The organism is Amycolatopsis sp. VC5-11 (genome assembly GCF_037034185.1).
Lineage (GTDB): Bacteria > Actinomycetota > Actinomycetes > Mycobacteriales > Pseudonocardiaceae > Amycolatopsis > Amycolatopsis nivea.
Genome location: NZ_JBAGKF010000003.1, coordinates 157580 through 184522 on the forward strand (window position 1 = coordinate 157580; position 26943 = coordinate 184522).

Sequence of the window (26943 nt, forward strand, 5' to 3'; positions counted from 1 at the left end):
TACCAGGCGATGTCGCTCCCGGATGGGCGGGGGAGCCGCAGAGGTCCGTGAGGGGAACCCTCACGGAATCAGATTCCGTGAGGGTTCCCCTCACGGACAGCTCGGTCGGGGTGCGGGCGGGGCAGGTTCGCGGGGGCGATGCCTGCGAAGCGATGCGGATCATCGGCCGTCGGCGCTGCCCTCGCCGCTGAGAAACCTCATCGGGCGGAAGCCAGCGATCCGGGGAACGAGCCGTGCGGGATCGGCGGCGAACAATTCCCGGCGTCCGGCCATGCCCGCGAGCCGACGTGACCTTGGCCGCAGTCCGGGACCGCGTTTCTGTCGGTGGTTCTGAGTAGGGTCGGAGTCACCGAGGGGAGAGGAGTTGCCCGATGACGACAGTCCCGCAGGTGCGCACGCGAGTACGGATCCCGTTGCGGTTCGGCGAAGGGCCCGCGGTCGAGTCCGAGGCGGTCACGTTCACCGGGCTGTCCGACGGGCTCGAGCATCTTGCCTTCGTGCTGGGGAAACCCGGTCCGGTGCCGTTGGTGCGGCTGCATTCGGAATGCCTCACCGGAGACGTCTTCGGATCCGCGCGCTGCGATTGCGGCCCGCAGCTGGCGGAGTCGGTCGCGCGGATTTCCGAGGCGGGCGGGTACCTGCTCTACTTGCGCCAGGAGGGTCGCGGGATCGGGCTGTACAACAAGCTCGACGCGTACGCGCTGCAGGATTCCGGTCTCGACACCTACGCGGCGAATTCCGCGCTCGGCCTGCCGGAAGACGCCCGAGACTACACCGCGGCCGCGCAAATGCTCAGACTGTTCGGCGTTCAGCAGCTCGATCTGCTGTCGAACAACCCGGACAAGGCGGCTCAGCTGGCGCGCCACGGCATCGACGTGCGAGAACGGGTCCGCACCGGGGTTTTCGCGAACGAGAACAACGTCCGGTACCTGCGCGCGAAAGCCGAGCAGACCGGGCACACGCTCGCGTTGCCGTTCGAGGACTGGCCGGCTAGTTCGGCGGTGTGAGGGCGGAGATCCGGGTGAGGCCGGCGTCGCCGCGTCGCCAGTCCAGGGTGCGGAGCGCCAGGTAGCGCACTGGCTGGGCGAGCGCGACGGAGGCGGTGCGTTTTCGATCGGGGCGGGCAGCTTCGGCGTAGGTGAGGCCGTCGGTGCTGGTCTCAACCACGGTGGCGGGCACGCGTCCTGCGGTCCAGGCGAGTTCGACGGTCGCGATCTGCAGCGGTGCGCCTAGGTCCACCACCATCCGGCCGCCAGGGCCGGGTTGCCACGCTGTCGCCGGGTTGTCGTCGACGGCGGTGTCTGGGCTGGTCATCCCGGGCGGCAGCGGTTCGGCGGGGAAGGTCACGGCCCCGAGCGCGCGGTCGTTCAGCGGGTACGGCCGGATCTCGGCGAAGACGACCGGCACGGTGCGGCGCGGCGGCAGCGTGACGGTGCGCGGACGGCCGCCGGTCGGGGTCACGGTCACGACCGCCGGGAGCAGCCCGGACGGCGCGGTCAGGTCGACCCGGCTGGCGTCGTGCACTACCGCGGTCAGGCCGGGCGGGACGGCGCTGCCGGACCTGCCGCGCACGGTGAATCGGGGCGGTTCGATCCGGCCTTCGGCGGGAGCCAGTTCGTAGCTGAACGAACTGCCGGACGCGGTGACCTTTTGCGTGCCTCGGTAGAGGAGCAGGGCGGTGCGATCCTGGGGCAGGGAAGCGGTTCCGGTCGCGGTGCGGTCGGAAAGGTTGGCCAGCACCAGGAAATCGTCCGTGACGCTCGCGTGGACTCCGGCGGCGGTGGCGCGAGCGCGGCGGGCGAGCTTCGGCAGGTCAGCGCGGCCGGGGTACAGCTCGGCCAGCAGCGGCGCGGGCGGACCGGCGGAAAGCGTGACGTGGTCGTTCGTGACGGTGAGCGGATTCGGGCTGGTGACGACGATTCCGGCCCGGCCGTCGATGTCGAGCCAGCCGCCGGTGCTGTGCAGCGCTGGCTTCGGATAGGTCGCGACGGAGGTCCAGGCGACGCCGTCGGGCGATGTTTCGATCCGGTACTTCCGCCCGGCGGCGGCCTCCCAGCTCAGCCGGACCCGGTCAACCCGTTGTGGCGCACCGAGATCGACGGCAAGCCAGCTGTCCGCGCGCGGTCGGTCCGATGTGGACACTGCCCAGCGCGTGGCGGAATTGCCGTCGGTGGCGTACTTCGCGTCCTTGCCCGGCGCGGCCGACGACGCGGACGCGGTTCCGGCCAGGGCGAGATCAGGGCCGTCGCCGTCGTGGACTTCGAATGACCAGAGCGAGTAGCCGTACTGCGGATCTGGCAGGACGCCGAGCATCCGCACATGCCGCGCCGTCACTGGCGGGAAGGCCAGGTCGTCGGTGCGCGCGCCGGTCGGCCCGGACTGTGCGGCGAGCGTCACCGAGCCCTCGGCGGCGGTGTAGGTGCGGTCGCCGTCGAGGCCGGGAACGCCTGGCATGGCTAGGTTGTAGACGTTGAGCACGCCTTCGTCCGACGCGACGCCGGTGCTGGCGTAGACCGCGGCACCGGTGGGGAGCGTGGCGAAGGCGGCGTACCCGGTGTCGAACCGCAGCACGCCGAAAGTGCCGTCAAATCCGTCGCGGACTTTGCGGTACGTCGTGGCGTGGCGTTCGCGCACGGCGATGTTCGTGGCGGGCAGCAGCATCGGGTTGGCACCGCCGAGGACGAAGAGCCAGTCGTCGTGGTTCGGCTGCCAGGCGAATTTCACGAAGCCGGGTTTGGTGACGGTCGCGGCCCACGCGGCGGGGGAGCGCTGCGCCAGGAGACCCGGCCCGGTCCCGAAGTCGGCGGCGCGAGCGGCGTGGGCGTCGAATTCGTCCTTGCGTACCGCGTTGACCGGGCCGCCGTGCCCGGCGCGCCATTCGTGCAGCAGGTAGCTGATCGCGAGTTCGGCGCGGGCTTCCGGTTCGTACTTGGGTTCGCCGGAGAACTTCGTGATCCGGTCGACCGGCGGATACGCCTGGTACGGCTCCAGCCGCGCGGCCAGCTGGGCCTCGGCGTAGGCGGCGTGCCGGTCGCCGAGGACCTGCGCGCGGAAAGCCAGCGGGATGACGTCCCGGCCGTAGAGGTGTTCGCGGTCGGCGACCATCGGCATCAGCGGTTCGCCCGCGTCGCTGGTCATCAGGAGCATGGTGCGCCACAGCAGCTCGCCGTTCGGCTGCGCGGTGAGCACCTCGGGCAGCGGGACGCCGGCGGTGAGGAAGTGCATCGCGTTGCGGCCGGACGTGCGCCAGAGTTCTTCCTGGTAGTGCGGGCCGAACGAGCCGTGGTTCTCGACGAGGAACGTGTCGTACAGGTTGGTCGCGGTGTTGGCGCTGACCGGCTTTCCGTCGACGAGCCGGGGGTTCGCCAGATCCGCCGCGGGCAGGCCGCCTTCGTTGCGGCTCCAGGAACCGAAGGCCGCGCGCCATTCCGGGGCACGCGGATCGTTCGGCGCCCAGGCGAGCGCGGGGGCGAGCGACTGCGCGTAGACGCCCATCTCTTCCAGCTTGGTGTCGCCGACGTAGCCGCCGCGCAGGCCGTTGGGCGTCCAGTCGCCGGAGGCGGGGTCGTTGCCGGTGCCGAGGCCGGCCGTGTAGGCGGCCTGTTCGGTGGCGATGCGCTCGACGTTCCGTTGCGTCGCCGCGTCGAGCTCTGTCCACAAGAGACGCGCGGCGAGCTGGAAGTAGGACTGGAAGGTGGTGTCGAAGAACAGTTTCCGGCCCCACTCGGTGCCGCCGGTGAGCCGGTTCGACGCGGCGAAGTGCTTGATGGTGGCGAGGGTGTGCGCGCGGAGAGTTTCGCGGTCGACTCCGGCGACGGCCGGGTCGTAGCCGTCGCGGGTCAGCAGGAGCGCGTTGCCGAGGACGACCGCGAAGGTGAAGTCGCGAGCCGGGTAGATCCCGGCGGCGCGGTCGAACTGCTGCTCGGCCCAGCGGGTGTGCCGGAGCAGGACCCGCAGGTAGGTCGCGGCGACGGGATCCGGAGCGGGCCGGGCCGCCGCTCGCGCTGTTGCCGAGGCCAGGAGGACCACGGCTCCGGCGCCCGCGAAACCGAGCGCCTGCCGCCGGGTGAACCCGTCCATCCCGCGTCCTCCCGAACCGTTGACAACCTTGTCAGCGCGGATTCTCTGCGGCGGCCGGGCAACCCTCCCGGCCGATCCCGTCCGGTTTCGGACAATGTCGTATAACGCCCTATACGTTGCGCCGATGAGCTTCGGCCCGGCTGGCGGGCGCCTGGGGACGGCATGTTGAGATGACAACGTGATCACTGGCCCCGGCGGATTCCTGCTCCTCGTGCTGGCCGGGGTCGGGGCCGGGCTGACTGGCGCGACCGCGGGCCTGGCGTCGCTGGTGTCGTACCCGGCACTGCTCGCCGCCGGACTGCCGCCGGTCGTCGCCAACATGACCAACACCGTCGCGATGCTGGGCACGACCGCAGGGGCGGCGGTCGGCGCGCGCCCGGAGCTGAAGGGGCAAGGCCGACGGTTGCTGCCGTTGTGCCTGATCACCACGGCAGGCGGGGCGTGCGGCGGGCTGGTGCTGCTGGTCAGCTCGCCGGACGCGTTCACCGTCGTCGTGCCGTGGCTGATCGGCGGCGCGTCGGTCGTGCTGATGGCCGGTCCGCGGCTGCGACGCATGGCCGAACACAGCGAGCACCGGGGAATCGGCCCGCTCACCGGGATCGCCGCGTTCCTGGTCGGGGTGTACGGCGGCTACTTCGGGGCCGCGGCCGGGGTGCTGATGCTCGCGCTGCTGACGACGGTGTGGAGCCAGTCGCTGGCCCGCACGAACGCGGCGAAGAACATCGCGACCGGCACCGCGAACCTGATCGCCGCGCTGGTGTTCGCCTTCACCGGAAAGGTCTTCTGGCCCGCGGCGATCGCGGTGTGCCTCGGCTCGGTCGCGGGCTCGTGGCTGGGCTCGATCCTGGTGCGCTACCTGCCCGCGACGCCGCTGCGCATCGCGATCGGACTGGGCGGGCTTTCTTTGGCGGTGGTGCTGGGTTGGCAGGCTTACTCGGGCTGAGCAACAGGCGGATGCCTGGCCGCGACTGCGGGGACAAGACGGAGGGGTGCCGAAATGACTCAGCCAACCGAGGTTGACTACGTCCCCGCCGCCAGAGCACTCCGGCTGCTCCAGCGCGCACACGATCGGTGGCGGGAAGATCTCGCTGCGTTCGACGGCAAACGTTTCGAGGACGGGCTGACCCGCGAGGAGGCGGGACTTCTCCTTCACGGCGGAGCCGTGGAGGCGCTCGTTCGGGTGCGGGGCCTGTCCGATTGGTGCGACACCATGCCGGGCTACAGCGCTCGGCATATGGCCGGGTCCCGCTATGCGGTGAACCGGTCGATCCGCCAGCTGGTCGATTTCACGGAGGTGGCTGGTGCGATGCGCTTCCCGTTGCGGCCTGGCAAGAGCGGCATCTTCACCACGTTCGCAGAGGTCCGTTGGGCCGAGGAGCAGTTCCTGCCTCCTGAGGACAGTGAACTGCGCGGCCAGCTCCCGCTGCGCAGAGCCTATTTGGAGCACCTCGCCGGTCAGAACATCGCGGGCACGCTGAAGTCGCTCCGGACCTGGTTCGAGGAGCGAGTCCCAGCGGCGGACCCGCGGTGACGCGGAAGCCGCTTGCCGCGCCCCGGTGATCACCGAACTGCCTCAGCCGCCGACCCGATCCGGCTCGTGCGCTATCTTCCGCCACGCCGCCGCAGACTCTCCCGCACCGCGGTTTCGGCGTGGCAGACCCGTTCGGGCTGACGCGGGGCGGCACATGCGGGCATAGTCGGCGGGGTACCCGAGCAGGAGGACAGATGAGCATTGTCGGCACCCGGGTGGTGCGCGTCGAAGACGAGAAGCTGATCACCGCGGGCGGAACGTACGTCGACGACCTCAAGGAAGAAGCGCTGGACGGCGCCGTGCACGCGGTCTTCGTGCGCAGCCCGATCGCGCACGCGCGGATCGTCGGCATCGACGTCGAAGAAGCACGCACCGCGCCGGGCGTGGTCGGGGTCTACACCGCGGCCGATCTCGATCTCGGGCCGGGCAAGGCCGGGCCCGTCGCCGAGCCGTACCTGGCGAAGGACGTCGTGCGGTACGTCGGCGAGGCGGTCGCGCTGGTGCTCACCGAGGAGCGGTACCAGCTCGCCGACGCCGCCGAACTGGTCGATGTGGACTACGACCCGCTGGACGCGGTCGCGGACTTCGACACCGCGCTCGCCGACGAGACGCTGGTGTTCCCGGACCACGGCACCAACGTGGTCCACACGAACGGCCCGGAGGAGTTCGACGATTCGGCGTTCGAGGGCTGCGAAGTCGTCGTCACCGAGGAAATCCTCAACCAGCGCGTGGCCCCGGCCCCGGTCGAGCCGCGCGGGGCGGCGGTCGCGTGGGGCGAGGACGGGCGGGTCACGCTGTGGCTGTCCACGCAGAACGCGCAGATCGGCCGGAGCATGGTGGCCGGCGGGCTCGGCATCGGCGAGGACCTGGTGCGCGTGATCACGCCGGACGTCGGCGGCGGGTTCGGCGCGAAGATCGGCGCGGATCCGGAAGCGGTGCTGCTCGCCTGGGCGGCCAAGCAGGCCGGACGCGCGGTGCGGTGGGCCGAATCGCGCAGCGAGAACCTCACCTCGATGACGCATGGCCGCGCGCAGCGCAACACCGTCACCATCGGCGGCAAGCGCGACGGAACCGTGCTGGCGTACCGGCTCGACGTCCTCCAGGACACCGGTGCGTACCCGCGGGCGCTGTTCCTGCCGACGCTCACCGAGATGATGGCCCCAGGCGTCTACCGGTTCCCGGTCGTGCAGACGCGCAGTCGCGGCGTGGTCACCACGACCACGCCGATCGCGGCCTACCGCGGCGCGGGCCGTCCGGAAGCGACGGCTGCGGTCGAGCGCGCGATCGACCTGTTCGCCGCGGAAATCGGCATGGACCCGGCCGACGTCCGGCGGGTCAACTTCATCCGTCCCGAGGAATTCCCTTACCAGACACCGACTGGCGGCTCCTACGACACCGGCGAGTACGCCGCGGCGCTCGACAAGGTGCTCGACGCGGCGGGATACGCGCAGCTGCGCGAAGAACAGCGGAAGCGCCGGGCCGCCGGGGATCCGGTGGCGCTGGGGCTCGGCATCGCGGCATACGTGGAGATCACCGGCGGCGACGCGTCGGGCGAGAGCGGCCGGGTCGACGTGCACCCGGACGGTTCGGTCACCGCGTGGACCGGCAGTTCCCCGCACGGGCAGGGGCTCGGGACGTCGCTGGGGATGCTGCTGTCGGACCAGCTGGGCGTGCCGCTGGACAAGATCACCGTCCGGCACGGCGACACCGACGAGGTCCCGCGCGCGATCGGCACGTTCGGTTCGCGGTCGCTGCAGCTCGGCGGTTCGGCGATCCGGCAGGCGGCCGAGGAGGTCGTGGCGCAGGCCCGCCAGGTCGCGGCCGAACTGCTCGAAGCCGCGCCGGACGACCTGGAGCTGGACGCCGAACGCGGCGTGTGGCAGGTCCGCGGCGCGCCGTCCAGCACGACGCTCGACTGGGCCCGCGTCGCCGCCGAGGCCGACGGGTTCACCGCGGACGTCTGGTTCGGCGACGGCGCGCCGACGTTCCCGTTCGGCGCGCACCTCGCGGTCGTCGAGGTCGACACCGAGACCGGCAAGGTCGAGGTCCGCCGGCTGGTCGCGCTCGACGACGCGGGCCCGATCGTGAACCCGCTGACCTTCCGCGGCCAGCGGCACGGCGGGCTCGGCCAGGGCATCGCGCAGGCGCTGCTCGAGGTGATGAGCTACGACGCGGACGGCAACCCGACGACGGCGACGCTCGCCGACTACTCGTTCGTCACCGCGCCCGAGCTGCCCGATTTCGAACTGGTGGACATGGAGACGCCGACGACCCGGAACCTGCTGGGGGTCAAGGGGATCGGCGAGGCGGCGACCATCGGGTCGACGCCCGCGGTGCACAACGCGGTGGTGGACGCGCTCGCCCACCTCGGCGTGCGGCACCTGGACATGCCGACCACCCCGCTGCGGGTGTGGACGGCCCTGAACGACGCTAGGAAGGCGAACTGACGTGCGGGTCTCGATCGAGGTGAACGGGAAGACGGTCGAGCAGGAGGTGCCGGACCGCACCCTGCTCGTGCACTACCTGCGGGACACCGCGGGGCTCACCGGCACGAACATCGGCTGCGACACCACGTCCTGCGGGGCGTGCACGGTGCTGCTCGACGGCGAATCGGTGAAGTCCTGCACGGTGCTGGCCGCGCAGGCGGACGGGCACGAAGTGACCACTGTGGAGGGTCTCGCCGGGGACGAGGGGCTGCACCCGGTGCAGCGCGCGTTCCGCGAGCAGCACGGCCTGCAGTGCGGGTTCTGCACGCCGGGCATGATGATGGCGACGGTGTCGCTGCTGAAGGAAAACCCGAAGCCGACGCGCGACGAGGCCCGCGCGGCGCTGGAGGGCAACCTTTGCCGCTGCACCGGCTACCACAACATCGTGAGCGCCGTGATCGACGCGTCCGGACAGGAGGTGGCGCAGTGATCCCGGCCGGGTTCGCCTACCGGCGCGCGTCCACTGTGGACGAGGCGCTCGCACTGCTCGCCGAGCACGGCGAGGACGCGAAACTGCTCGCGGGCGGGCATTCGCTGCTGCCGCTGATGAAACTCCGGTTCGCCGCGCCGGAGGTCGTGGTGGACATCGCGCCGCTGCGGGAGCTGAAGTTCGTCCGGACCGACGGCGACGAGGTGGTGATCGGGGCGCTGTCCCGGTACCACGATCTCGAGCACGACCCGGTGCTCGCCGAGCACGCGCCGCTGATCGCGCACGTGTCCGGTTCGGTCGGCGACCCGCAGGTGCGCCATCGCGGGACGATCGGCGGGTCGCTGGTGCACGCCGACTCGGCGGCCGACCTGCCCGCGGCGGTGCTCGCGGCGGACGGCACGCTCGTCGCGCGCGGACCGCGGGGGGAGCGGCGGATCCCGGCCGCGGAGTTCTTCCTCGGGCCGTTCACCACGCCGCTGGAGCCGGACGAACTGCTCACCGAGATCCGGCTGCCGAGCCAGGCCGGACTCGGCTGGGGCTTCGAGAAGTTCACCCGCCGGGCCATCGACTGGGCGATCGTCGGCGTCGCGGTCGCCGGGCGTTCGGTCGGCCTGATCAACATGGGCGGCACGCCGCTGCGGGCGTCGGCGACCGAACGCGCGCTGGCCGACGGGGCGACCGCGGCGGAGGCGGCGAAACTGGCCGCGGAGGACACCTCGCCGCCGGACGAACCGCACGCCACGGCCGAGTACCGCCGGCACCTCGCGCGAGTCCTCACCGGCCGCGCTCTCGCTGCCGCCGGAATCGCCTGACCCGTCCGTGAAGGACTCCTTGGGGGAATCTGATTCCCCCAAGGAGTCCTTCACGGCTTTCCGTGCCGGGAAAGCGACGGCTGATTTCCGCCAGCGACGGACCGGCGGCGGTGGCCAGACTGGGCGCTGTGAACACGACTTTTCCCGCGCACACAGCGATCGAGCCCGGCATCCTCTACTTCGGCACCCCGGTGGTGCTGCTCTCGACGTCCAATGAGGACGGTTCGGCCAACCTGGCCCCGATGTCGTCGGCGTTCTGGCTCGGCTGGCGCGCGATGCTCGGCCTCGGCGCCCGCTCGAAGACCACGCTCAACCTCCTGCGCACGCGCGAATGCGTGCTGAACCTGCCGTCCTCGGCGATGGCCGCCGCGGTGGACCGGCTGGCGCTGACCACCGGGTCCGATCCGGTGCCGCCGCGCAAGGAAGAGCGCGGCTACTTCCACGTCGCGGACAAGTTCGGCCGCGCCGGGCTCACGCCGGTGCCGTCCGAGACCGTCGCGCCGCCGCGGGTCGCCGAGTGCCCGGTCGCGATGGAAGCGGTGCTGGAATCCGTGCACCCGTTCGCCGAGGACGACGAGGCGCAGCGCGGCGGCATCGTCGGGCTGGAAGTGCGCGTGCAGCGGGTGTTCGTGCACGACGACATCCGGACGCCGGGCACGGACGACCACGTCGACCCGGACGCGTGGCGGCCGCTGATCATGAGCTTCCAGAAGCTGTACGGGCTGGGGCCGCAGGTGCACGAATCGACGCTCGCGCGGATCCCGGAACGGATGTACCGCTCGCCGGACATCGAACGGGCGCGCGGCGTCTCCTGACCCCGTGTCCACTGTGGAGCGACGACCCGGCGAAACGAGGGCGAAGAACAGGCGAACAACTCGGTAAAACCGGGCACCGCAAGGGGCCGCCGCGATCCGCGGCGGCCTTTTGTCAGCTTTCTCGCATCAAGGAATTTCCGCCGCTCCCGGGTCGCGCGTCAAGCGGCGCGCGCGGCGAAACCGCAGGTCGTGTCTCTTCGGACACGGCCCTCGGTACATTGGGGCAGCCGTCCCCGTGGTGATCACCGCCCCCTGCCGGACTGATAGTCTTTCCCCATTGCGAATCCCAGGCACGGCAACGCAATTCGGCGTCACTCGCAAGGGCGCCGGAGCGGCCGTGCCCGACCCGGCTGTGGGAAGGATGCCCTCGGGATGGCGGACAGGTTCGAGTTCGTTCTCGACGTCGTCGAAGCTTTGGTGATCGGGGAGGCGACCGGCGGGAACATCCGCCAGTTCCCGCTGCGGATCGGTACCGTGCCCGCGGAGCCGGACCGGTACGTCCAGGTCGCGAAGGTGGTCAACGACGCGATCGAGGCGCGCAGGCTCTCCAGCGGCGACGAGCTGAGCCCCTACGTGCGCACCGCCTTCGACCTGCTCGCGAAGCCGCGGGTGTCGGTCGCGGTCAGCGGGATCGACGGGCTCGGCGCGGACATCGCGGTGGTCGCGCTCACCGACGGCAGGCAGGCGCTCGGGATCACCCAGGACCCGAAGACCGACGAGCTGCTGTTCTCCCTCTTCGACGACGAGGAGCTCGTCGAGGTGATCGCCGGCGTGCTGCCCCAGGCGCGCCCGGCGAGCACCGGCGCGCACACGATCCGCCAGGCGGCCTCGCAGGAGGTCTCCGCGATGACCGCGCGCCGGCGGGCCGAGGCGGCCGAGGACGAGGAAGAGACCGACGCGTTCGGGATGATCGAGGTCAGCGGGCGCGTGCAGCCGCGCCGCCCGGACCCGCGGGTCTCCCGCACCGCCCCCGGCGGGGTCGAGGTGCTCGAACGCGTGCTGGCGCAGCCGCGGCTCGGCGGCGGGCACATCGCGGTGAGCGGCTGGGGCCGCCACGGCGAGCGGCGCGGCGGCGCCCCGATCGGGTGGCTCGACACCGCCGACGGCCGCTACCTGATCAAGTCGGCCGTCAGCGAGGCGGGCGACCTGACCGCGGAGTACGTGCCCGCCGGGAGCCGCGAGCTCAAGCGCGCCGTGCAGCAGGCGGTTTCCGAGGTTTACTGATCATTCCCCCCTTGCAAGCGGCGACAGTTCACGAGGAGAACGAGGTCCCGATGACCGACGAGGCACCGATGGCGATGGAAGCGAGGACGGCCCCCGTGGCCCCGGTGGGCTTCTCGCTGCCCGCGCGCCAGCTGAAGACGCTGGCCGAGCGCGGATCGTTCGCGGTGGACGACAGCACCGGCGACAAGATGATCGCCGCGCTCCAGGGCGTGCTCGACGCGCTCGAGGCGCACGTGCACCTGATCGAGAAGATCGCCGGGGTGCCGGCGATGTCGAAGAGCCCGGCGGGGATGTTCGTCAGCAAGCACATGGCCGAGACCGCGCGCGACCAGCAGGGCCTGGTCACCCAGCTGCAGGCGGCGCACCGGGAGTTCCCGACCTACGTCGAGGCGATCAAGCTCGCGAAGAAGAACTACAAGGAGCGGGAGCACAGCTCGCGGGAGGCCTTCGAGCGCATCCACCGCACCGCCGAGGAACAGGGCTGAAGGGGAGACCAGTGGCCGACCAGAAAGCACCGACCGCCGAGTCCGTCTCCGATCCGTCCTCGACGGACTACGACCCGGGCAACACCGCGCTCTACAACCCGACGCTGGACCCGTCGTCGAAGTACTACATCGGCCCGGTCCGCCCGGACGACGTGGCCTCGGGCGACCAGCTGCGCGAGGACGCGACGACCAAGATCGACGCCATTTTCAACGGCTGGCTGCTGCCGAACGTCCAGGGCAAGGCGCGCGACCAGCTGATCCAGGCGATGTACCAGCGGAACCTGGAAGAATCGAAGAAACATCTCGGCAAAGACCTCGAGATGCGCGATCCGGGCGCCGCGCCGAGCACCGACTGGAAGAACGCGACGCACGAGCAGATGATCCAGGCCATCACCACGGACGCGGACCCGGCCGCGGTGGCCGAGTCGTCGGAGGCGTGGGTAAGCCTCGGCAACGAACTGGCGACGCACCAGAAGAACCTCGGCGACGCGATCAACGCGAGCACCTCGAACTGGAAGGGCGACGCGGGCGACGCGGCGCGCGTGCACCTCGCGAACGTGGGCAAGTGGCTCGGCACCACCGCGCAGGGCGCGACGCTCACCGGGCGCCAGCAGGAGGTGCACTCGCAGGCGCTCAACGAGACGCAGAAGGCGATGAACGCCAACCCGCCGGTGCAGTTCTCGGCGCAGGACGCGAACAAGGTCCTGATGACGATCAAGGACCCGACCGCGTACGTCCTGGCCTACTCCTCGGCGATGAAGACCTTCACCGACCAGCAGGCCGCCCGCGAGCAGGCCGCGCAGATCATGACGCGGTACGACCAGACCATCGGCGGCGCGGTGGCGACGCCGCGGTTCGCCGAACCGCCGAAGCTGCCCGCCGAGACGGAGCGGTTCCGGCCCACGATCCAGGGCACCCCGATGAAGCCCGGCGGGGGCGCGGGCGCTCCGGGCGGGGTGCGGGTCGGCCCGGACGGCCGCCCGATCGGCCCCGACGGCAACCCGATCGGCCCGCCCGGGACCACGGTCGGCCCGAACGGGCAGCTCATCGGACCGGACGGGCGCCCGCTGGGTCCCGACGGCAAGCCGATCGGCCCGGCGGGCACCACGGTGGGCCCGAACGGGCAGCCGATCGGTCCCGACGGACGGCCGATCGGACCGGACGGCAAGCCGTACGGCGGCGGAAGCGGCGGCCCGGGCAGCGTCACCGGCGGACCCGGCGGGCAGCAGCCCGAGCACAGGTTCGACCCGGCGTCGCTGAAGATCCCGGAGGGCGGCCCTGGCGGCGGAAGCCCTGGCGGCGGCGGCCCCGGCGGGTCGTTCCCGCCGATCCCGGGTTCGGGCGACCCCGGTTCGACGAAGGCGCAGGGCTTCACCCCGCCGAACATCCCGCCCATCCCGGGCGGCGGCGGGCCCGGCGGCTCGACCTTCACCCCGCCGAACATCCCGCCGATCCCCGGCGGCGGCAACCCGGGCGGCGGCCCGGCCTTCACCCAGCCGCCCATCCCGACCATTCCGACCGTGCCGACCGGCAAGGACGGCGACCCGTACAAGTCGAACCCGTACAAGCCGCAGCCGTTCAAGCCCTCGATCCCCGAGGGCCCCGGCGGGATCAAGCCGTTCAACCCCGGCAAGATCGGCCCGGACGGCAAACCGCTGTTCCCGGGCGGCGGCACCGGTCCGAGCGGGGAGAAGCTCGGCGGCATCGGCAAGGTCGGCGGCGTCAACGGCGAGAGCATCAGCAGCAGGCTCGGCGGCGGCGCGGGCGGGCTCGGCGGCGCGAAGGGCGGCCCGGGCTCCGGAGGCGCGTTCAGCGGCGCGGGCGGTTCCGGCCCGGCCGAGGAGGGCGTCGCCGGGCGCGGCGGTTCCGGTTCGGGAGCCGCGGGCGGCAAGGGCGCGGCCGGCGCTCCCGGCATGGGAGCCATGGGCGGCGGCAAGGGCGGCAAGGGCCCGGAGGACAAGGAACACAAGGTCGCGAGCTTCGTCGAGGCGGACGACCCGTCGTTCTTCGCACCGGACGAGGTCGTCGCCCCGCCGGTGATCGGCGACTGGAAGAACAAGGACTGGAAGTGAGGCGGCGATGAGCGGAGGCGCACAGGGGTTCCGCGTAGAACCCGACGACCTCGTGGCGCACGCGAGCCACCTGGACGGCCTGGTGGACCGGCTGAACACCGCGGCGCAGGCGGCCGACTACGCGATGTCCGACGACGCGTACGGGCTGCTGTGCGCGTTCCTCCCGCCGATCATCAACCCGACCGGGGAGAAGGCGAAGGAAGCGATCAGCGGGGCGATCGAGGGCGTCCAGGCGACCGCGGACAACGTGCGGACGGCCGCGAAGTCCTACCAGGAGGGCGACGAAGGCCAGTCGAAGCCCTTCAAGAAGGTGGCGACCGAGGGGATGCTCAGCAAGACCGACAGCGGGGAGCTCAAGGAGCGCTTCCGGGTCGGCGGGGTGCAGGCCCCGACCGGGCAGAACGTGCCGTTCACCCGGGACGCCATGCCCGCGGAGGCGCGGTACGAGAGCGCGGAACCGTTGCAGCCGAAGGAACGGGTCGACGTCGCGCCGGACGAGACGTAACGAAACGGTGGCGCTCTCGCGGCGCGGCGGCGGGCGGGTACCGTCAACGGACGGCCCCGCCCGTCGCGGCGAGGACTAGACCCGCCCGCAGCGGCGCGGGTGACGGGATTCGAGGAGAACGAAAAGCATGACCAGCGCGGGTGGGCTGGGCGACCTGATCAGGGACCCCGACGACGCAATCCGGCGAATGGACGAATGGGCGGCCGGGTTCGCCCGCAAGGCGGAGCGCTACGCGGCGGCCCAGCAGGAAACCGAGCAGCTGCGGCTGACCGCGACGAGCCCGGACGGGACCGTCAAGGTCACCGTCGGGGCCGACGGGGTCGTGTCGGACCTGGTGTTCAGTTCCCGCACGCGCACCATCCCGCCGGAGGAGCTCTCCAGGATGGTGCTCGAGACGATGCGCAAGGCGCAGTCGGGCATCACCGACCGGGTGGCCGAGGTCATGGGCCGCAGCCTCGGCGACGAGGACCCGGACACGCGCGCCGTCATGCTCGATTCGCTCCGCAACCGCTTCCCGGACCCCGACCCGGACCCGGCCGACCAAACCGACGCCCCGGACGAGCAGCCGGAGCCGCCCGCGTCGCCGCCCCCGGCAGGCGGAGCGGCCCGTCCGCCCGCGTCGCCGCCCGCACCGGGCGGGCCCGCTGCGCCGCCGCCGGGCCGCCGTCCGGGCGGCATCGACCCGGACGAGCAGGACAACAACCCCTGGTGAGTCCTGGCGCTTAGGTGCGCAGACGTTCGTGAGGGGAACCCTCAGGGAATCAGATTCCTTCAGGGTTCCCCTCACGCACGTCAAGACCCGCGCACTGTCCTGTGTGGACTGTCCGATGTGGACGCCGAGGTCAGAGAACCTGTTTGCGGTCGGCCAGATAGCGCAGGTACAGCAGCGCCAGCACCGCGCCGCCGACCAGCACCTTGCCCCACTCCGCCGGGTCGGCGTAGGCCGGGCCGCACGAAGGGGGCGAGTCCTGGCCCGGGCCGCACTCGCGACGGGGTCCGGCGGAGAAAAGCGGCTGCCACACCAGGAACACCCCCACGGCCAGCACGCCGAACGCCACCAGCACCTGCACTGACCGCCGCGACACCGCAGACCCCCTCCGCCTGAACACGAAGAAGATCGCCGTGCCCCGGCACCGTGTTACCGGTCATGCCGGATAGTCAGAGCTGCGGCAGCGGCACCTCGGCCGCCAGGTCCTCGGGAGCCGACAGCCGCCACGCCTCGTACACGAGTTCGGCCAGTTCGTCGGCCTCGATGCCGCTCAGTTGCACCACCACCCAGCCGAATCCGCCGGACGTGAACTGCTCCTCGAACACGTCCGGCCGTTCGGCGACGAGCGCCTGCTGTTCCGCGATGGTCTGCTTGAGCCCGACCGTGTCCGTGCGCGGCCAGTGGTAGCCGAAGCGCTTTCCGCGCACGCTGAACGACGTGTAGTCGCGGCCGCTGCCGCGTTCGACCTCGCGCAGCTTGCGGATGATCCGTTCGAAATCCTTGCTCGGCACCGGTCCCGGCCCCCTCCGTCGTGGACCCGGCCATCTTACGGCGGCGGATCCGCGCGGTTCGGCTTACGGTGGTGCGCGGAGGTGCCCGAATGTCCGAAGTGGCCGGCGGCATGCCGCCCGCGATCGAGCCGATGCTGGCGTCGCCCGACGGCGGCACGCTGCGCGACGGCCCGGCGTACGCGTACGAGTTCAAATGGGACGGTTACCGGGCGACCATGCGCGTCGCCCCGGACGGAAGCACCCTGCTGACCAGCCGCAACGACAACGACTTCACCACCAGGTTCCCGCAGCTGGCCGGCGCGCTCGGCGACGCGCTCGGGGGACGGCCCGCGGTGCTGGACGGCGAGATCGTCGCGCTCGACGAGCACGGCCGCCCCGACTTCGGGCTCCTGCAGAACCGCACCTGGCAGGCGGTCGCGTACTTCGCCTTCGATCTCCTGAGCTTCGGCGGCGAAAGCCTGCTCGACGCGCCGTACGAGGAACGCCGCGAGCGGCTCGCCGAGATCGAACCGCCGGACCGGCAGCTGGTCGCGATCACGCCCTGGTACCGGCACCGCGATCTCGCTGCCGACGGCATGACGCCGGCCGGTCTGCTGGACGTCGCGCGGAAAATGATGCTCGAAGGCTTGATGGTGAAGGCCCGCACGTCGCGGTACCACCCGGGACGGCGCAGTCCGGACTGGCTCAAGCATCCGCTGGTGCAGACGACCGAGGTGATCGTCGGCGGCTGGCGTGCGGGCCAGGGCAGGCGCGAGGGCACGATCGGCGCGCTGCTGCTGGGCGCGCACGACCCGGCGTCGGGGGAGCTGCGGTACCTCGGGGACGTCGGCACCGGCTTCACCGACGCGATGCTGAAAGACCTTCAGGCGCAGCTGGTTCCCTTGGAGCGCAAGACAAGCCCGTTCGCCGACCAGGTGCCGCGGGACCGGGCGCGCGGCGCGCACTGGCTGAACCCGGAGGTCGTCGGCGAGGTGGTGTACCGCCGTCTCACCCCGGGGGACGGGCGGTTGCGGCACACGGCGTGGCGGGGGTTGCGGCCGGAACGGCGTCCGGACGAGGTCGAGGTTCCGGCACGGTAGCGGTCACCCGGCGTCGCGCAGTCCGGTGATCAACAGCCCGGCCAGCCGGCGCGCGTCGTAGCTGTCGTCGGCTTCCGCGCCGATGCACAGGTTCCCGACGCCGCGCATCAGGTGCACCGCCTCCAGGTCGGTCTGGATTTCCCCGGCCTTCGTGGCCGCGTCGAGCAGTTCGGTGCACACCGGGACCAGCCGCTCGAGGAAGTACGCGTGCAGTGCCTCGAAGCCGCTGTGGTCGGACTGCATGATCCCGGCCAGCCCGTGCTTCGTGACGAGGAAGTCGACGAACAAGTCGATCCACTGCGCGAGCGCGGCGTGCGGGGACGCGTTGTCCGCCAGCAGCTTCGGGCCCGCGTCGGCGCACGCTTCGACCTGGTGCCGGTAGACCGCGATGATCAGGTCCGCGCGGGTGGGGAAGTGCCGGTAGATCGTGCCCACGCCGACGCCCGCCCTGGTCGCGACGTCGCGCACCGGCGCGTCCACTCCGGACTCGACGAACACCGCCGCCGCCGCGTCGAGCAGGGTTTTCTCGTTGCGCCGGGCGTCCGCCCGTTTCGCCCTGGCCCCCGCGTTCTCGCCCACGTGCCGCTCCCTCCGCATGCCGCCGGTAGACAAGCGGAACAGTGTTCCGTATAGTTACCGGAGCAACGTTCCGTTTGCTCATGATGTCAGACCGGGCCCTCGGCCACCACACCCATTCGTGCCCGGACGGCGAAAGAAGGTATTCCCATGTCCGCTGTACAGCTCCCGGCTCCGGCCGTCTCGGTGAAGCCCGTGCGGCTCGACGCGCCGGGCCGCGGCGAGGACCTGCTGGTGCGCGTGTCCGCCCCGGCCGCCGGGCAGGACCTGCCGGTGATCGTGTTCTCGCACGGTTTCGGCTCGTCCCTGGACGGTTACGGCCCGCTCGCCGACTACTGGGCCGCGCACGGATTCGTTGTCGTGCAACCGACTCACCTAGATTCGCGGACCCGCGCGCTGCCCGCGGACGACCCGCGCACGCCGGTCATCTGGCGGTTGCGGGTCGAGGATCTGCGGCACGTCATCGACCAGCTCGACACCGTCGAAGCGGCGCTGCCCGGGCTGGCGGGGCGGGTCGACCACAGCCGGATCGCCGTCGCCGGGCACTCCTGGGGCGCGCAGTCGGCGAGCATGCTGCTGGGCGCGCGCATCGTCGAGGCGGACGGCAGCGTCGGCGAGGATCTGTCCGATTCGCGGGTGTCTGCCGGGGTGCTGTTCGCCGTCACCGGCGTCGGCGGCGCGGACCTGTCGCCGTTCGCTGCCGAGCATTTCCCGTTCATGAGCCCGGATTTCACCGGACTGAAGGCGCCCGCGCTGATCGTCGCGGGCGACCAGGACGACTCGATGCTGTCCGTGCGCGGCCCGGACTGGTTCACCGACGCGTACCGGCTCAGCCCGGGGGAGAAGAGCCTGCTGACGCTCTTCGGCGCGGAGCACTCGCTCGGCGGCATCTCCGGCTACGAGGCCAAGGAAACCACCGACGAACACCCCGAACGCGTCGCGCTGCAACAGCGGCTGACCACGGCGTATCTCCGCAGCGCGCTCATTCCCGGCGACGACAGCTGGACCGGCGTCGAAGCCAGCCCGCTCGGCCGCGTCGAATCACACGAGTGAAAGGACTTCCCGCGATGACCACGAAGCCGCAGTTCGGCATCATGACCGCGCCGATGCAGACCAGCTACGCCGCGCTCCAGCAGGTCTGGCGTGAGGCGGACGCGATCCCGGCTATCGAGCACGCCTGGCTGTTCGACCATCTCCTGCCGATCGCCGGAGAACTGGACGGCCCGATTTTCGAAGGCTGGACGCTGCTTTCGGCGCTGGCCGCGCAGACCGAACGGCTCAGGCTCGGGCTTTTGGTGACCAGCAACCGATTCCGCCCGCCGGCGATGCTGGCGAAGATCGCCGCGACCGTCGACGTCGTGTCCGGCGGACGGCTCGACTTCGGCATCGGCGTCGGCTCCCGGCCGAGCCATCCGCTGGCTCGCCGGGAGTACGAAGCGCACGGCCTGCCGTACCTGGAAACCGGCGACGCGGTGGGCCGGTTCGCCGAGGCGTGCACCGTGATCCGGAAGCTGTGGACCGAGGACAAGCCGTTCGATTTCGCCGGCGAACACGTCCAATTGACCGGTGCGTTCGGCAACCCGAAGCCGGTGCAGCGCCCGCATCCGCCGTTCGTCATCGGCGGCCGGGCCCGTGCGACGCTGCGGGTGGTCGCCGAGCATGCCGACGTCTGGAACATCCCGGGCGGGGACATCGCGGACGCCGTCGAACGCAACGCGATGCTGAACGAGTACTGCACGGAAATCGGCCGCGACCCGGCGGAGATCACGCGCTCGATCCACCTGCCGGTGTCCTACGACGACCCCGCTCTCACCCGGGCGGCGATCGGGGAGGCGCTGGAGGCCGGGTTCAGTCACGTCGTGCTGGGGCTGTCCACGCCGTACCCGGCCGGGGTCGCGCAGTGGGTGGCGGACGAGTTGATCGCCAAGGCGGGTTAGGCGGTTTCTCAGCGGGCGGCTCGCTGGAGCCGAAGCTGCCAGCTCAGCCCGGCGTCCACGTTCCGTCCGCGGGAGGAACCGAGTTTCCGCGAGAATGGCCCCATGAGCGAACCCGCACCGCAGGTGCTCGACGATCTGCTGGCCCTCGCCCCGGTCGAGGAGGGAAAGCTGGGCCACCGCACGGTGCTCGACGCCGACGGCGTCCGGGTCATCGTGCTCGCGTTCGAGCAGGGCCACGTCCTCAAAGAACACCGCGCACCCCGCGCGCTCCTGCTGCAGGCCCTCGACGGGCATCTCCGGCTCACCGCCGCCGGGCAGACTGTCGACCTGCGGCCGGGCGGGCTGGTGCACCTTCCGCCGTCGATGCCGCACGCGGTGGAAGCGGTCGCGGACTCGCGGTTGTCGTTGACCCTGCTGGGCGGCTGAAGCGCCCGCCTTCCGGTGGTCGACCGGAGGGGATCCGCCGTGCCAAGATGACGCGCCTGAACGAGAAGGGGGCTCGGCAGTGGTGCTTGAGCAGGAAGTGAACACGGCGGGGCGGATCCGGCGGGTGGCGCTCGCCAGCGCGATCGGGACGACCATCGAGTGGTACGACTATTTCGCCTACAGCACGGCGACCGCCCTGGTCTTCAACAAGCTGTTCTTCCCGTCGCTTTCCCCGGCGTCCGGCACGCTCGCCGCGTTCGCGACGCTCGGGGTCGGGTTCGTCGCGCGGCCGCTGGGCGGGATCGTCTGGGGCCACTTCGGCGACCGCGTGGGGCGCAAGGCGATGCTGGTCGCCTCGCTGGTGCTGATGGGGCTCGCGACCGCGGGCGTCGGCGTGTTGCCGACCTACCACCAGGCCGGCGTCATCGCGCCGGTGCTGCTCGTCGTTCTCCGGGTGCTGCAAGGGGTTTCGGCGGGCGGCGAATGGGGCGGCGCGGCGCTCATGGCGGTCGAGCACGCGCCCGAGGGCAAACGCGGCCGGTACGGGTCCTTCTCGCAGATCGGTGTCCCGGCCGGGCTGATTCTGGCGCAGCTGGTGTTCTTCGCGGTGAACAACTCGCTGTCCCCGGACGACTTCCGGTCGTGGGGCTGGCGGATCCCGTTCCTGGTCAGCCTCGTGCTGGTGGCGGTCGGGCTGGTGATCCGGCTGCGCGTGGAGGAAAGCCCGGTGTTCGCGAAGCTGCGCAGCAGCGGCGAGCGGAGCCGGCTGCCGATCGTGGAGGTGCTGCGCGCGCGGCCGAAGCAGGTGCTCGCCGCGGCGGTCAGCTTCATCGCGAACACCGCGCTGGGCTACATCTTCTTCGCTTACCTGCTGTCGTACGGCACTTCGGTGCTGAAGCTGTCCAGCACGACGATGCTGGTCGTGGTGATCGTCGGCAGCGTCGTGTGGCTGGTGAGCATCGTCGCGGCGGCGATCTGGTCGGACTCGGTCGGCCGGAAACCCGTCTATCTCGCCGGTTCCGTGCTGCTGGTCGTGTGGTCGATCCCGTTCTTCCTGCTCGTGGACACCGCGCAGCCGTGGCTGCTGATCGTCGCGGTGGCGGTGCTGAACGTCGGCCTCGGCGCGACTTACGGACCGCAGTCGGCGCTGTTCTCGGAGCTGTTCGAATCCCGGTTCCGCTACAGCGGATCGTCGTTCGCCTACGCCGTGGGCGCGGTGCTGGGCGGCGGGTTCGCCCCGCTGATCGCGGCCGCGCTGCAGAGTTCGACCGGGACGTCGTTGTCCGTGTCGCTCTACATGGTGGGCGTCGGCGTGCTCAGCCTCCTTGCCGTGCTGGCGTTCCCGCGCAAACCGCTGGTGCCGGTCACAGCAGAGTGAGCGGCACCGCGTCGGCCATCCGCTGGTACCCGGCGTCGTTCGGGTGCAGGTGGTCGCCGGAGTCGTAGGCGGGAAGCATCGCGAGCGGATCGGCGGGATCGCGCACGGCGGCGTCGAAGTCGACGACGCCGTCGTAGATCCCGCTGGTCCGGATGAACGCGTTCACCGCCTGCCGGGTCTTCTCCAGCGTCGGGTCGTAGATCTTCCAGCCTTTGAACGGCGTCAGCGTGCCGCCGATGACCCGGATGCCCTGCGCCTTGGCCTGCGCGACGACCTGCCGCAGCGCGGAGACGATCATCGCCGGATCGGTCTGGTGCGGGTTCTGCTGGATGTCGTTGATGCCTTCGAGCACGATCAGCGTGCGGACGTCGCCGCTGGTCAGCACGTCGCCGGCGAGCCGGGAGAGGGCGTTGCGCCCCGAGGTGCCGCCGTCGAGCAGCAGCCGGTTGCCGCTGATCCCGGCGTTGAGGACGCCGAGCCGTCCGTGCAGCCGGTCGCTCAGCAGGTCCGGCCAGCGGCGGTTCGCGCCGGGCGTGGAGTGCGCGCCGTCGGTGATCGAATCGCCGAGCGTCACGACGGTGCCGCGCGCGGGCCCGCGGACGTCGACCTCGCTGACGTAGTGCCACACCGCGGTTTGCTCGGTGAAGGACGCGCCGGACTCCTCGGCCGCGAAGTCGCCGGCGCGGGTGAAGAACGACGTCTGCTGGGCGAGCGGATGGTAGGTGACCGGACCGGACGGCGTCGGCACGTACGTGGTCACGAGGAGGTCGGCGTCGGCCGGAACGCGCAGCCACGCCGGGTCGCTCAGCACCTCGGCCCCGGGCGGAACGACCACAGTGGACTGTCCGCCGAACGTCAGCGTGCGCATCGTGCCGCCGGCCGCGCGCGGACCGTCGGCGGCGACGGCGAGCGTCACGTGGCCGAAGGTGAGCGGCGCGGTGCCGAAGGCGTTGGAAAGCCTTACCCTGGCCTGATTCCCGCCTGCGCTGGTGTGCACGACGTTGCGGATCGAGTAGTTCGGATACCCCTGCGGCGTGTTCGCCACCGCGGCCGCGGGCGACGCCGCCCACGTGCCGACCCAGCCGTGCGCCGCCAGGTCGCCCTCGGCGCTGCTCGACGCGGTGACCGAGCCCAGCGTGAGCACGGCGGCCGTGCCCAGAATCAGGATCCGTTTCATGGAGACACTGTGCGCGCGCCCGCGCGCCGCGGCATCCGCGGTCCCGGTCATCGGGTCGACAGAAAACCGGACAGGTTTTGCCTCCGGACGGGGGATACGACGGTGGTGGACCAGCCGAAAGGGGTTCACCATAGAGTGATGACAGAATCACAATGGGTATCGTTGTCCGGAAGTCTGCGTCCCGCACTGGCCGAAGCCGAGGTGCTCGGCCCGCTCGACGCGGATGCCACCGTCACCGCGACCGTCGTCCTGCGGCGCCGCGCCGAACTGGATGTGGCCGCGCTGAGCGAGCCGCTCGCCCCGGAGGACTTCGCCGACCGCTACGGGGCCAGCGCCGACGATCTCGACCTGGTGCGTACCGTCCTCACCGACGCCGGGCTCACCGTCACCGACACGCACGCCGGATCGCGCCGCGTCTCGGTCCGGGGCCCGGCGCGCGCGATGACGGCCGCGTTCAAGACCGAACTGAACCGGGTCCGCCACGGCGAGTCCGGCGAATTCGCCGCGCGCACCGGGGAACTGGAAGTGCCCGCCTCGCTCGGGGACGTTGTCGTCGCCGTGCTCGGCCTCGACGAACGGCCGCAAGCGCGGGCGATGTTCCGGCTGCACAAGGAAGCCGCCGGACAGGGCTACACCCCGGACCAAGTCGGCCAGCTGTACGGGTTCCCGGCCGACGCCGACGGCACCGGGCAGACCGTCGCGGTCATCGAACTCGGCGGGGGATACAAGCCGGAGGATCTCCAGAAGTACTTCGCCGGCTTGAAGATCACCGAACCGAAGGTGACCGCGGCCGGGGTCGACGGCGGCAAGAACGCGCCGACCGGCGACCCGAATTCGGCCGACGGGGAAGTGCTGCTCGACATCGAGGTGATCGGCGCGCTCGCCCCGGGAGCCGCGCAGGTCGTGTACTTCGCGCCGAACACCGACCAGGGCTTCCTGGACGCGGTGAGCACCGCGGTGCACGCGACGCCGACGCCGGTCGCGGTCAGCATCAGCTGGGGACAGTCCGAGGACCAGTGGACGCCGCAGGCCCGCACCGCGATGGACCAGGCGTTCGCCGACGCCGCGGCGCTCGGCGTGACGGTGTGCTGCGCGTCCGGCGACAACGGCAGCGCCGACGGGCAGACCGACGGGGCACAGCACGTCGATTTCCCCGCGTCGAGCCCGCACGCGCTCGCCTGCGGCGGCACCAAGCTCGACGGGACCCCACCGTCCACAGTGAACTCGGAGACGGTCTGGAACACCTCCGGCGGCGGGTCGACCGGCGGCGGCGTGAGCGACGCGTTCCCGGTGCCGGACTACCAGCAGGCCGCGGGCGTGCCCGCTCGGGCAGGCGACGGAAAACCGGGCCGCGGCGTCCCGGACGTGGCGGGCAACGCGGATCCGGCGACGGGGTACCAGGTCCTGGTCGACGGACAGCAGATCGTCGTCGGCGGCACGAGCGCGGTTTCGCCGCTGTGGTCGGCGCTGCTGGCGAGGCTGGCGCAGTCGGCGGGGAGCGGCTTCGGACTGGTGCACAGCAAGCTGTACGCCGGTGTCGGCGCGGGCAAGGTGCAGCCGGGATTCCGCGACATCACCGAGGGCAGCAACGGCGCGTACTCGGCCGCCGCCGGCTGGGACGCGTGCACCGGGCTCGGGGTGCCGGACGGGGCGGCGCTGCAGAAGGTTCTGGGAGGTAAAGCGTCCTGAATGGACAGTCGGGACCGGTCGGCCGCTACTGGCTGTCGCGGTCGAGGAGTTCGATGATCCGGCCGAGCGAGGCGTTCACCGAGGCGAAGCCCTGTCGCATCTCTTCTCGGAGGTCGACCTGGTCTTCGCGAAGCGCGTTGAGCGTGCCTGTGTGAGCGCATCCGCGACGAGCGGCGGGATCGCTCGCATCATCGTCAGCCATGCCGTCGATACTACGAAGCCGGTGGCTGCTCACCGCGGATCGGGCAGGCCGATCCGCACTGGCCCCGGCAGCCCGTGGCGACGGATGCGAAATCCGTCCACCGCGAGTTCGTCGTCGTTCGCAACCTTTCGCTCCGCTCGCCCGTAGAGGAGAGGGGAGCGAAAGGCGGGAGCGGACGGATGCGCGGGAAGATCGTCGCGATCGTGCTGGCCGGGGCGGCGGTGGTCGCGGCCGGGTGCGGAGCGCCGGCGGAACCGGAGGCCCAGGCGGCCGGGCTGCCGCTGGCGCCGTCGCCGGAACTGCCGACGCCGCCGGTGCGGCACACCCCGCCGAGCCCCTCGTGCTCAGTGGTCACCGGTGCGTGCGCGAGCCTTTCGCTGCGGCGCGCGTGGCTGATGGAGAACGGCAGGGCGGTGCGGTCGGTCCCGATGGAGCCGGGCGGGCCTGGCCAGCCGACTCCGGTCGGGACGTTCCGGGTGGCGTGGAAGGACCGCGTCCACCGCAGCGACGAGTACGGCGACGAGATGCCGAGCTCGGTGTTCTTCGCCCCGGGCGGCATCGCGTTCCACGCCGGGCCGCTCGACCGTCCGTCGCACGGCTGCATCCACCTCGCCGACGAGGACGCGGCGCTGTTCTTCGACCGGCTGCCGGTGGGGGCCGAGGTCGAGGTGGACAGGTGACCGGCCGGGTCAGCCCGCCTGGCCGATGTTGACCATCCAGGAGATGCCGAACCGGTCGGTGCAGGCGCCGAATTCGTCGCCCCACATCTGCTTTTCCAGCGGAACCGCCACCGTTCCGCCGTCGGACAGCTTTTCCCAGCAGCGGCGCAGCAGGTCGCCGTCGTCGCCGCTGAGGCTGATCGAGATGTTCGTGCCCGGGTTGTGCTCCATGCCGGGCGGCACGTCGGAGGCCATGAGCGTGAAGCCGTTCTCGCCCTCCAGCATCGCGTGCATGATGTTGTTCGCGTAGCCGGAGTCCGCGGGTGCGCCGGACTCTCCGAAGGTGTTCAGCGCCAGGTCGCCGCCGAACAGGTCGTGGTAGTACTCCATCGCCTCCCGTGCGTTGCCCGCGAAGCTGATGTACGGGTTGAGTCTCGAGGCCATCGGGCCCTCCTCAGTGCTGGACGGACTCGTATCGTCGCAGCTCCGAAGGGGCGCGACAACGGGATCCAGCCCGGTCGGGCGACCCCCGTCGCGGGCGTGCTCAGGGGTCGCCGGTGAGCTTGTCGCGCAGTTGTTCGAGCGTCTGCGACAGCAGCCGGGACACGTGCATCTGGGAGATGCCGACCTGCTCGGCGATCTGGGTCTGGGTGAGACCGCCGAAGAACCGCATCACCAGGATCGCGCGCTCCCGCTTCGGCAGTTCGCGCAGCAGCGGCTGCAGGGCCTCGTGGTTCTCGATGTGCTCGATCTCGGGGTCGTCGCTGCCGAGCGTGTCGGCGAGCAGCAGCGGTTCGGCGTCGTCGTGCACCGGCTTGTCCACCGACAAGGTCTGGTACGCGTGGCCCGCGACCAGCCCTTCGTGGACCTCGGAGAGCTCGAGGCCGAGGTGCTCGGCCAGTTCGGTGGGCGTCGGCGCGCGGCCGAGCGTCTGCGACAGGGTCGCCGAACCCCGGCTGAGCGCGAGGTGCAGTTCCTTGAGCCGCCGCGGCACGCGGACCGACCAGCCGGTGTCGCGGAAGTACCGGCGGATCTCGCCCATGATCGTGGGCACGGCGAAGGACAGGAAGTCCGGGCCGCGGTCCGGGGTGAACCGGTCGATCGCGTTGATCAGGCCGATCCGGGCGACCTGGACGAGGTCCTCGCGGGGTTCGCCGCGTCCGGTGAACCGGGTCGCGATGTGCTCGGCGACCGGCAGAAATTCGGTGACGAGCTGTTCGCGCAGCCGCGGCCGCTGCCCGTCGTCGGCGGGCAGAGCGGCGAGCTCCTCGAACAGCGGCGCGGTGTGCGCGTATTCGTCACGGTGGCGGGTGACGGGCTGCTGATTCACCCGCTCGCCTCCCGGTGCAGGTCGAGGTCGAGGGTCAGCGCGTACCCGTCGTCGGCGGCGTCCGGCACGCAGCGCGCGGACACGTTCGCGGCCAGCGTGGTCAGCACGTGCCAGCCGAAACTTCGCTCGCTCGGCGGCTCCGGCTGCCGGGTGCGCGTCTTGACGGTGAACCGGATCCCTTCGGGCGAGACAGTGAACTGGCAGGTCATCGCCGCCCCGGGGGCGGCTGTCGAAACAACCTGGGCGCATGCCTCGTCGACCGCCATCTTGGCGTCAGCGATGGCGTCGAGCCCGTAATCGGCCCGCGCGGCGACCGCCTGCGCGAGCATGCGGACAAGCGGGATCTGGTAAGTCTCCGCCGGAAGCCGCAGCTCGATCACCTCGTCGAGCAAACGGTCCACGGCTGGCATGCCGCCGCTGGCGCGGCTGCCGGGTCCCTCGTCGTTCATGGCTCCCGCATACCCAGACGAGGCCCGATCGACACGTGCGCCAGGGATTCCGGTTTGTGCGCCGCGGCACGTTTACGGCGGGCTCGTGCCGGTCTGCGCCG

General features: G+C 71.3%; 27 protein-coding genes and 1 pseudogene. 19 read left to right on the plus strand and 9 right to left on the minus strand.

Annotation, left to right across the window (positions count from 1 at the left end; genetic code table 11):
• Nucleotides 1-371: 371 nt before the first annotated feature.
• Entirely contained in the window at nucleotides 372-1007 is a 636-nt protein-coding gene (locus WA670_RS12235; protein WP_037811346.1) for a GTP cyclohydrolase II, read from the plus strand.
• On the opposite strand, the gene WA670_RS12240 is transcribed toward WA670_RS12235, so the two are convergent.
• Entirely contained in the window at nucleotides 991-4080 is a 3090-nt protein-coding gene (locus WA670_RS12240) for a discoidin domain-containing protein (protein ID WP_336157742.1), read from the minus strand. The genes WA670_RS12235 and WA670_RS12240 overlap by 17 nt on opposite strands.
• Nucleotides 4081-4258: 178 nt before the next feature.
• Between WA670_RS12240 and WA670_RS12245 the strand changes: the two genes are divergently transcribed.
• The 11 genes and pseudogenes from WA670_RS12245 (at nucleotide 4259) to WA670_RS12295 (ending at nucleotide 15152) form a co-directional block, all read left to right on the plus strand.
• Nucleotides 4259-5023 carry a sulfite exporter TauE/SafE family protein gene (locus tag WA670_RS12245; protein WP_037811348.1) on the plus strand — a complete coding sequence of 255 codons (765 nt, stop codon included), beginning with the start codon at nucleotides 4259-4261 and terminating at the stop codon, nucleotides 5021-5023.
• Nucleotides 5024-5077: 54 nt separating this feature from the next.
• Complete coding sequence (locus WA670_RS12250; protein WP_336157743.1) at nucleotides 5078-5611, plus strand: hypothetical protein; 534 nt, start codon at nucleotides 5078-5080, stop codon at nucleotides 5609-5611.
• A gap of 194 nt (nucleotides 5612-5805) precedes the next feature.
• On the plus strand, nucleotides 5806-8058 hold the full coding sequence (locus WA670_RS12255; protein WP_336157744.1) for a xanthine dehydrogenase family protein molybdopterin-binding subunit: 2253 nt from the start codon (nucleotides 5806-5808) through the stop codon (nucleotides 8056-8058).
• A gap of 1 nt (nucleotide 8059) precedes the next feature.
• Nucleotides 8060-8527 (plus strand): (2Fe-2S)-binding protein, encoded by a 468-nt coding sequence (locus WA670_RS12260; RefSeq protein ID WP_037811353.1) that lies wholly within the window; start codon nucleotides 8060-8062, stop codon nucleotides 8525-8527.
• Nucleotides 8524-9339 carry an FAD binding domain-containing protein gene (locus WA670_RS12265; protein WP_037811355.1) on the plus strand — a complete coding sequence of 272 codons (816 nt, stop codon included), beginning with the start codon at nucleotides 8524-8526 and terminating at the stop codon, nucleotides 9337-9339. Before WA670_RS12260 ends, WA670_RS12265 begins: the two co-directional genes overlap by 4 nt.
• A gap of 128 nt (nucleotides 9340-9467) precedes the next feature.
• Nucleotides 9468-10154 (plus strand): flavin reductase family protein, encoded by a 687-nt coding sequence (locus WA670_RS12270; RefSeq protein ID WP_037811602.1) that lies wholly within the window; start codon nucleotides 9468-9470, stop codon nucleotides 10152-10154.
• A gap of 372 nt (nucleotides 10155-10526) precedes the next feature.
• Complete coding sequence (locus tag WA670_RS12275) at nucleotides 10527-11378, plus strand: ESX secretion-associated protein EspG (RefSeq protein ID WP_134727333.1); 852 nt, start codon at nucleotides 10527-10529, stop codon at nucleotides 11376-11378.
• A 50-nt stretch (nucleotides 11379-11428) separates the two neighbouring features.
• Entirely contained in the window at nucleotides 11429-11863 is a 435-nt protein-coding gene (locus WA670_RS12280) for a hypothetical protein (protein ID WP_134661780.1), read from the plus strand.
• 11 nt (nucleotides 11864-11874) lie between these two features.
• Entirely contained in the window at nucleotides 11875-13935 is a 2061-nt protein-coding gene (locus WA670_RS12285; protein ID WP_336157746.1) for a PPE domain-containing protein, read from the plus strand.
• Nucleotides 13936-13942: 7 nt separating this feature from the next.
• A pseudogene (locus tag WA670_RS12290) lies at nucleotides 13943-14242 on the plus strand (type VII secretion target); the annotation flags it as partial.
• A 325-nt stretch (nucleotides 14243-14567) separates the two neighbouring features.
• The gene (locus tag WA670_RS12295) at nucleotides 14568-15152 is read left to right on the plus strand and encodes a YbaB/EbfC family nucleoid-associated protein (RefSeq protein WP_037811364.1); all 585 of its coding nucleotides are present in this window, start codon (nucleotides 14568-14570) and stop codon (nucleotides 15150-15152) included.
• A 130-nt stretch (nucleotides 15153-15282) separates the two neighbouring features.
• Here the strand turns inward: WA670_RS12295 and WA670_RS12300 are convergent, their stop codons facing one another.
• Together WA670_RS12300 and WA670_RS12305 are read right to left on the minus strand one after the other, a co-directional pair.
• Nucleotides 15283-15525, minus strand: a complete 243-nt coding sequence (locus WA670_RS12300) for a hypothetical protein (RefSeq protein ID WP_037811365.1) — start codon at nucleotides 15523-15525, stop codon at nucleotides 15283-15285.
• A 73-nt stretch (nucleotides 15526-15598) separates the two neighbouring features.
• On the minus strand, nucleotides 15599-15940 hold the full coding sequence (locus WA670_RS12305; protein WP_037811366.1) for an MmcQ/YjbR family DNA-binding protein: 342 nt from the start codon (nucleotides 15938-15940) through the stop codon (nucleotides 15599-15601).
• Between the two features lie 89 nt (nucleotides 15941-16029).
• Between WA670_RS12305 and ligD the strand changes: the two genes are divergently transcribed.
• Entirely contained in the window at nucleotides 16030-17019 is a 990-nt protein-coding gene (gene ligD, locus WA670_RS12310; RefSeq protein ID WP_238605777.1) for a non-homologous end-joining DNA ligase, read from the plus strand.
• A 3-nt stretch (nucleotides 17020-17022) separates the two neighbouring features.
• Here the strand turns inward: ligD and WA670_RS12315 are convergent, their stop codons facing one another.
• A complete protein-coding gene (locus tag WA670_RS12315) occupies nucleotides 17023-17616 on the minus strand; it encodes a TetR/AcrR family transcriptional regulator (RefSeq protein ID WP_442893097.1) in 594 nt (197 codons plus the stop codon).
• 129 nt (nucleotides 17617-17745) lie between these two features.
• Here WA670_RS12315 and WA670_RS12320 point away from each other — a divergent pair, with 129 nt between their 5' ends.
• The 4 genes from WA670_RS12320 to WA670_RS12335 all read left to right on the plus strand — a co-directional run bounded on the left by WA670_RS12320 (nucleotide 17746) and on the right by WA670_RS12335 (nucleotide 21336).
• On the plus strand, nucleotides 17746-18648 hold the full coding sequence (locus WA670_RS12320; RefSeq protein WP_134727338.1) for an alpha/beta hydrolase family protein: 903 nt from the start codon (nucleotides 17746-17748) through the stop codon (nucleotides 18646-18648).
• A 14-nt stretch (nucleotides 18649-18662) separates the two neighbouring features.
• Nucleotides 18663-19532: an LLM class flavin-dependent oxidoreductase gene (locus WA670_RS12325; RefSeq protein ID WP_134727339.1), complete on the plus strand. Its 870-nt coding sequence runs from the start codon at nucleotides 18663-18665 to the stop codon at nucleotides 19530-19532.
• A gap of 102 nt (nucleotides 19533-19634) precedes the next feature.
• Nucleotides 19635-19958 (plus strand): cupin domain-containing protein, encoded by a 324-nt coding sequence (locus WA670_RS12330; protein ID WP_336157748.1) that lies wholly within the window; start codon nucleotides 19635-19637, stop codon nucleotides 19956-19958.
• Nucleotides 19959-20037: 79 nt separating this feature from the next.
• A complete protein-coding gene (locus WA670_RS12335) occupies nucleotides 20038-21336 on the plus strand; it encodes an MFS transporter (protein WP_238605781.1) in 1299 nt (432 codons plus the stop codon).
• Here the strand turns inward: WA670_RS12335 and WA670_RS12340 are convergent.
• Entirely contained in the window at nucleotides 21323-22513 is a 1191-nt protein-coding gene (locus WA670_RS12340) for an SGNH/GDSL hydrolase family protein (protein WP_238605782.1), read from the minus strand. The two genes, WA670_RS12335 and WA670_RS12340, sit on opposite strands and share 14 nt — an antisense overlap.
• Before the next feature lie 138 nt (nucleotides 22514-22651).
• Here WA670_RS12340 and WA670_RS12345 point away from each other — a divergent pair, with 138 nt between their 5' ends.
• Complete coding sequence (locus WA670_RS12345) at nucleotides 22652-24202, plus strand: S53 family peptidase (protein WP_336157749.1); 1551 nt, start codon at nucleotides 22652-22654, stop codon at nucleotides 24200-24202.
• A gap of 25 nt (nucleotides 24203-24227) precedes the next feature.
• On the opposite strand, the gene WA670_RS12350 is transcribed toward WA670_RS12345, so the two are convergent.
• Nucleotides 24228-24404: a hypothetical protein gene (locus WA670_RS12350; protein WP_167753923.1), complete on the minus strand. Its 177-nt coding sequence runs from the start codon at nucleotides 24402-24404 to the stop codon at nucleotides 24228-24230.
• Nucleotides 24405-24583: 179 nt separating this feature from the next.
• On the opposite strand from WA670_RS12350, the gene WA670_RS12355 reads away from it, so the two are divergent.
• Nucleotides 24584-25084 carry a L,D-transpeptidase gene (locus WA670_RS12355; protein ID WP_238605784.1) on the plus strand — a complete coding sequence of 167 codons (501 nt, stop codon included), beginning with the start codon at nucleotides 24584-24586 and terminating at the stop codon, nucleotides 25082-25084.
• Between the two features lie 9 nt (nucleotides 25085-25093).
• Here the strand turns inward: WA670_RS12355 and WA670_RS12360 are convergent, their stop codons facing one another.
• From WA670_RS12360 to WA670_RS12370, 3 genes are all read right to left on the minus strand, one after another.
• The gene (locus WA670_RS12360; protein WP_336157750.1) at nucleotides 25094-25507 is read right to left on the minus strand and encodes a VOC family protein; all 414 of its coding nucleotides are present in this window, start codon (nucleotides 25505-25507) and stop codon (nucleotides 25094-25096) included.
• A 100-nt stretch (nucleotides 25508-25607) separates the two neighbouring features.
• Entirely contained in the window at nucleotides 25608-26393 is a 786-nt protein-coding gene (locus WA670_RS12365) for a SigB/SigF/SigG family RNA polymerase sigma factor (protein WP_037811378.1), read from the minus strand.
• A complete protein-coding gene (locus WA670_RS12370) occupies nucleotides 26390-26842 on the minus strand; it encodes an ATP-binding protein (protein WP_238605786.1) in 453 nt (150 codons plus the stop codon). Before WA670_RS12370 ends, WA670_RS12365 begins: the two co-directional genes overlap by 4 nt.
• Between the last annotated feature and the right edge of the window lie 101 nt (nucleotides 26843-26943).

Coding starts and splice junctions, on each gene's coding strand:
- WA670_RS12330 (WP_336157748.1), top strand. CDS start 19,635: ATGAGCGAACCCGCACCGCAGGTGCTCGACGATCTGCTGGCCCTCGCC.
- WA670_RS12350 (WP_167753923.1), bottom strand. CDS start 24,404: ATGGCTGACGATGATGCGAGCGATCCCGCCGCTCGTCGCGGATGCGCT.
- WA670_RS12275 (WP_134727333.1), top strand. CDS start 10,527: ATGGCGGACAGGTTCGAGTTCGTTCTCGACGTCGTCGAAGCTTTGGTG.
- WA670_RS12240 (WP_336157742.1), bottom strand. CDS start 4,080: ATGGACGGGTTCACCCGGCGGCAGGCGCTCGGTTTCGCGGGCGCCGGA.
- ligD (WP_238605777.1), top strand. CDS start 16,030: ATGTCCGAAGTGGCCGGCGGCATGCCGCCCGCGATCGAGCCGATGCTG.
- WA670_RS12340 (WP_238605782.1), bottom strand. CDS start 22,513: ATGAAACGGATCCTGATTCTGGGCACGGCCGCCGTGCTCACGCTGGGC.
- WA670_RS12250 (WP_336157743.1), top strand. CDS start 5,078: ATGACTCAGCCAACCGAGGTTGACTACGTCCCCGCCGCCAGAGCACTC.
- WA670_RS12295 (WP_037811364.1), top strand. CDS start 14,568: ATGACCAGCGCGGGTGGGCTGGGCGACCTGATCAGGGACCCCGACGAC.
- WA670_RS12325 (WP_134727339.1), top strand. CDS start 18,663: ATGACCACGAAGCCGCAGTTCGGCATCATGACCGCGCCGATGCAGACC.
- WA670_RS12345 (WP_336157749.1), top strand. CDS start 22,652: ATGACAGAATCACAATGGGTATCGTTGTCCGGAAGTCTGCGTCCCGCA.
- WA670_RS12315 (WP_442893097.1), bottom strand. CDS start 17,616: ATGCGGAGGGAGCGGCACGTGGGCGAGAACGCGGGGGCCAGGGCGAAA.
- WA670_RS12280 (WP_134661780.1), top strand. CDS start 11,429: ATGACCGACGAGGCACCGATGGCGATGGAAGCGAGGACGGCCCCCGTG.
- WA670_RS12355 (WP_238605784.1), top strand. CDS start 24,584: ATGCGCGGGAAGATCGTCGCGATCGTGCTGGCCGGGGCGGCGGTGGTC.
- WA670_RS12255 (WP_336157744.1), top strand. CDS start 5,806: ATGAGCATTGTCGGCACCCGGGTGGTGCGCGTCGAAGACGAGAAGCTG.
- WA670_RS12235 (WP_037811346.1), top strand. CDS start 372: ATGACGACAGTCCCGCAGGTGCGCACGCGAGTACGGATCCCGTTGCGG.
- WA670_RS12320 (WP_134727338.1), top strand. CDS start 17,746: ATGTCCGCTGTACAGCTCCCGGCTCCGGCCGTCTCGGTGAAGCCCGTG.
- WA670_RS12370 (WP_238605786.1), bottom strand. CDS start 26,842: ATGAACGACGAGGGACCCGGCAGCCGCGCCAGCGGCGGCATGCCAGCC.
- WA670_RS12360 (WP_336157750.1), bottom strand. CDS start 25,507: ATGGCCTCGAGACTCAACCCGTACATCAGCTTCGCGGGCAACGCACGG.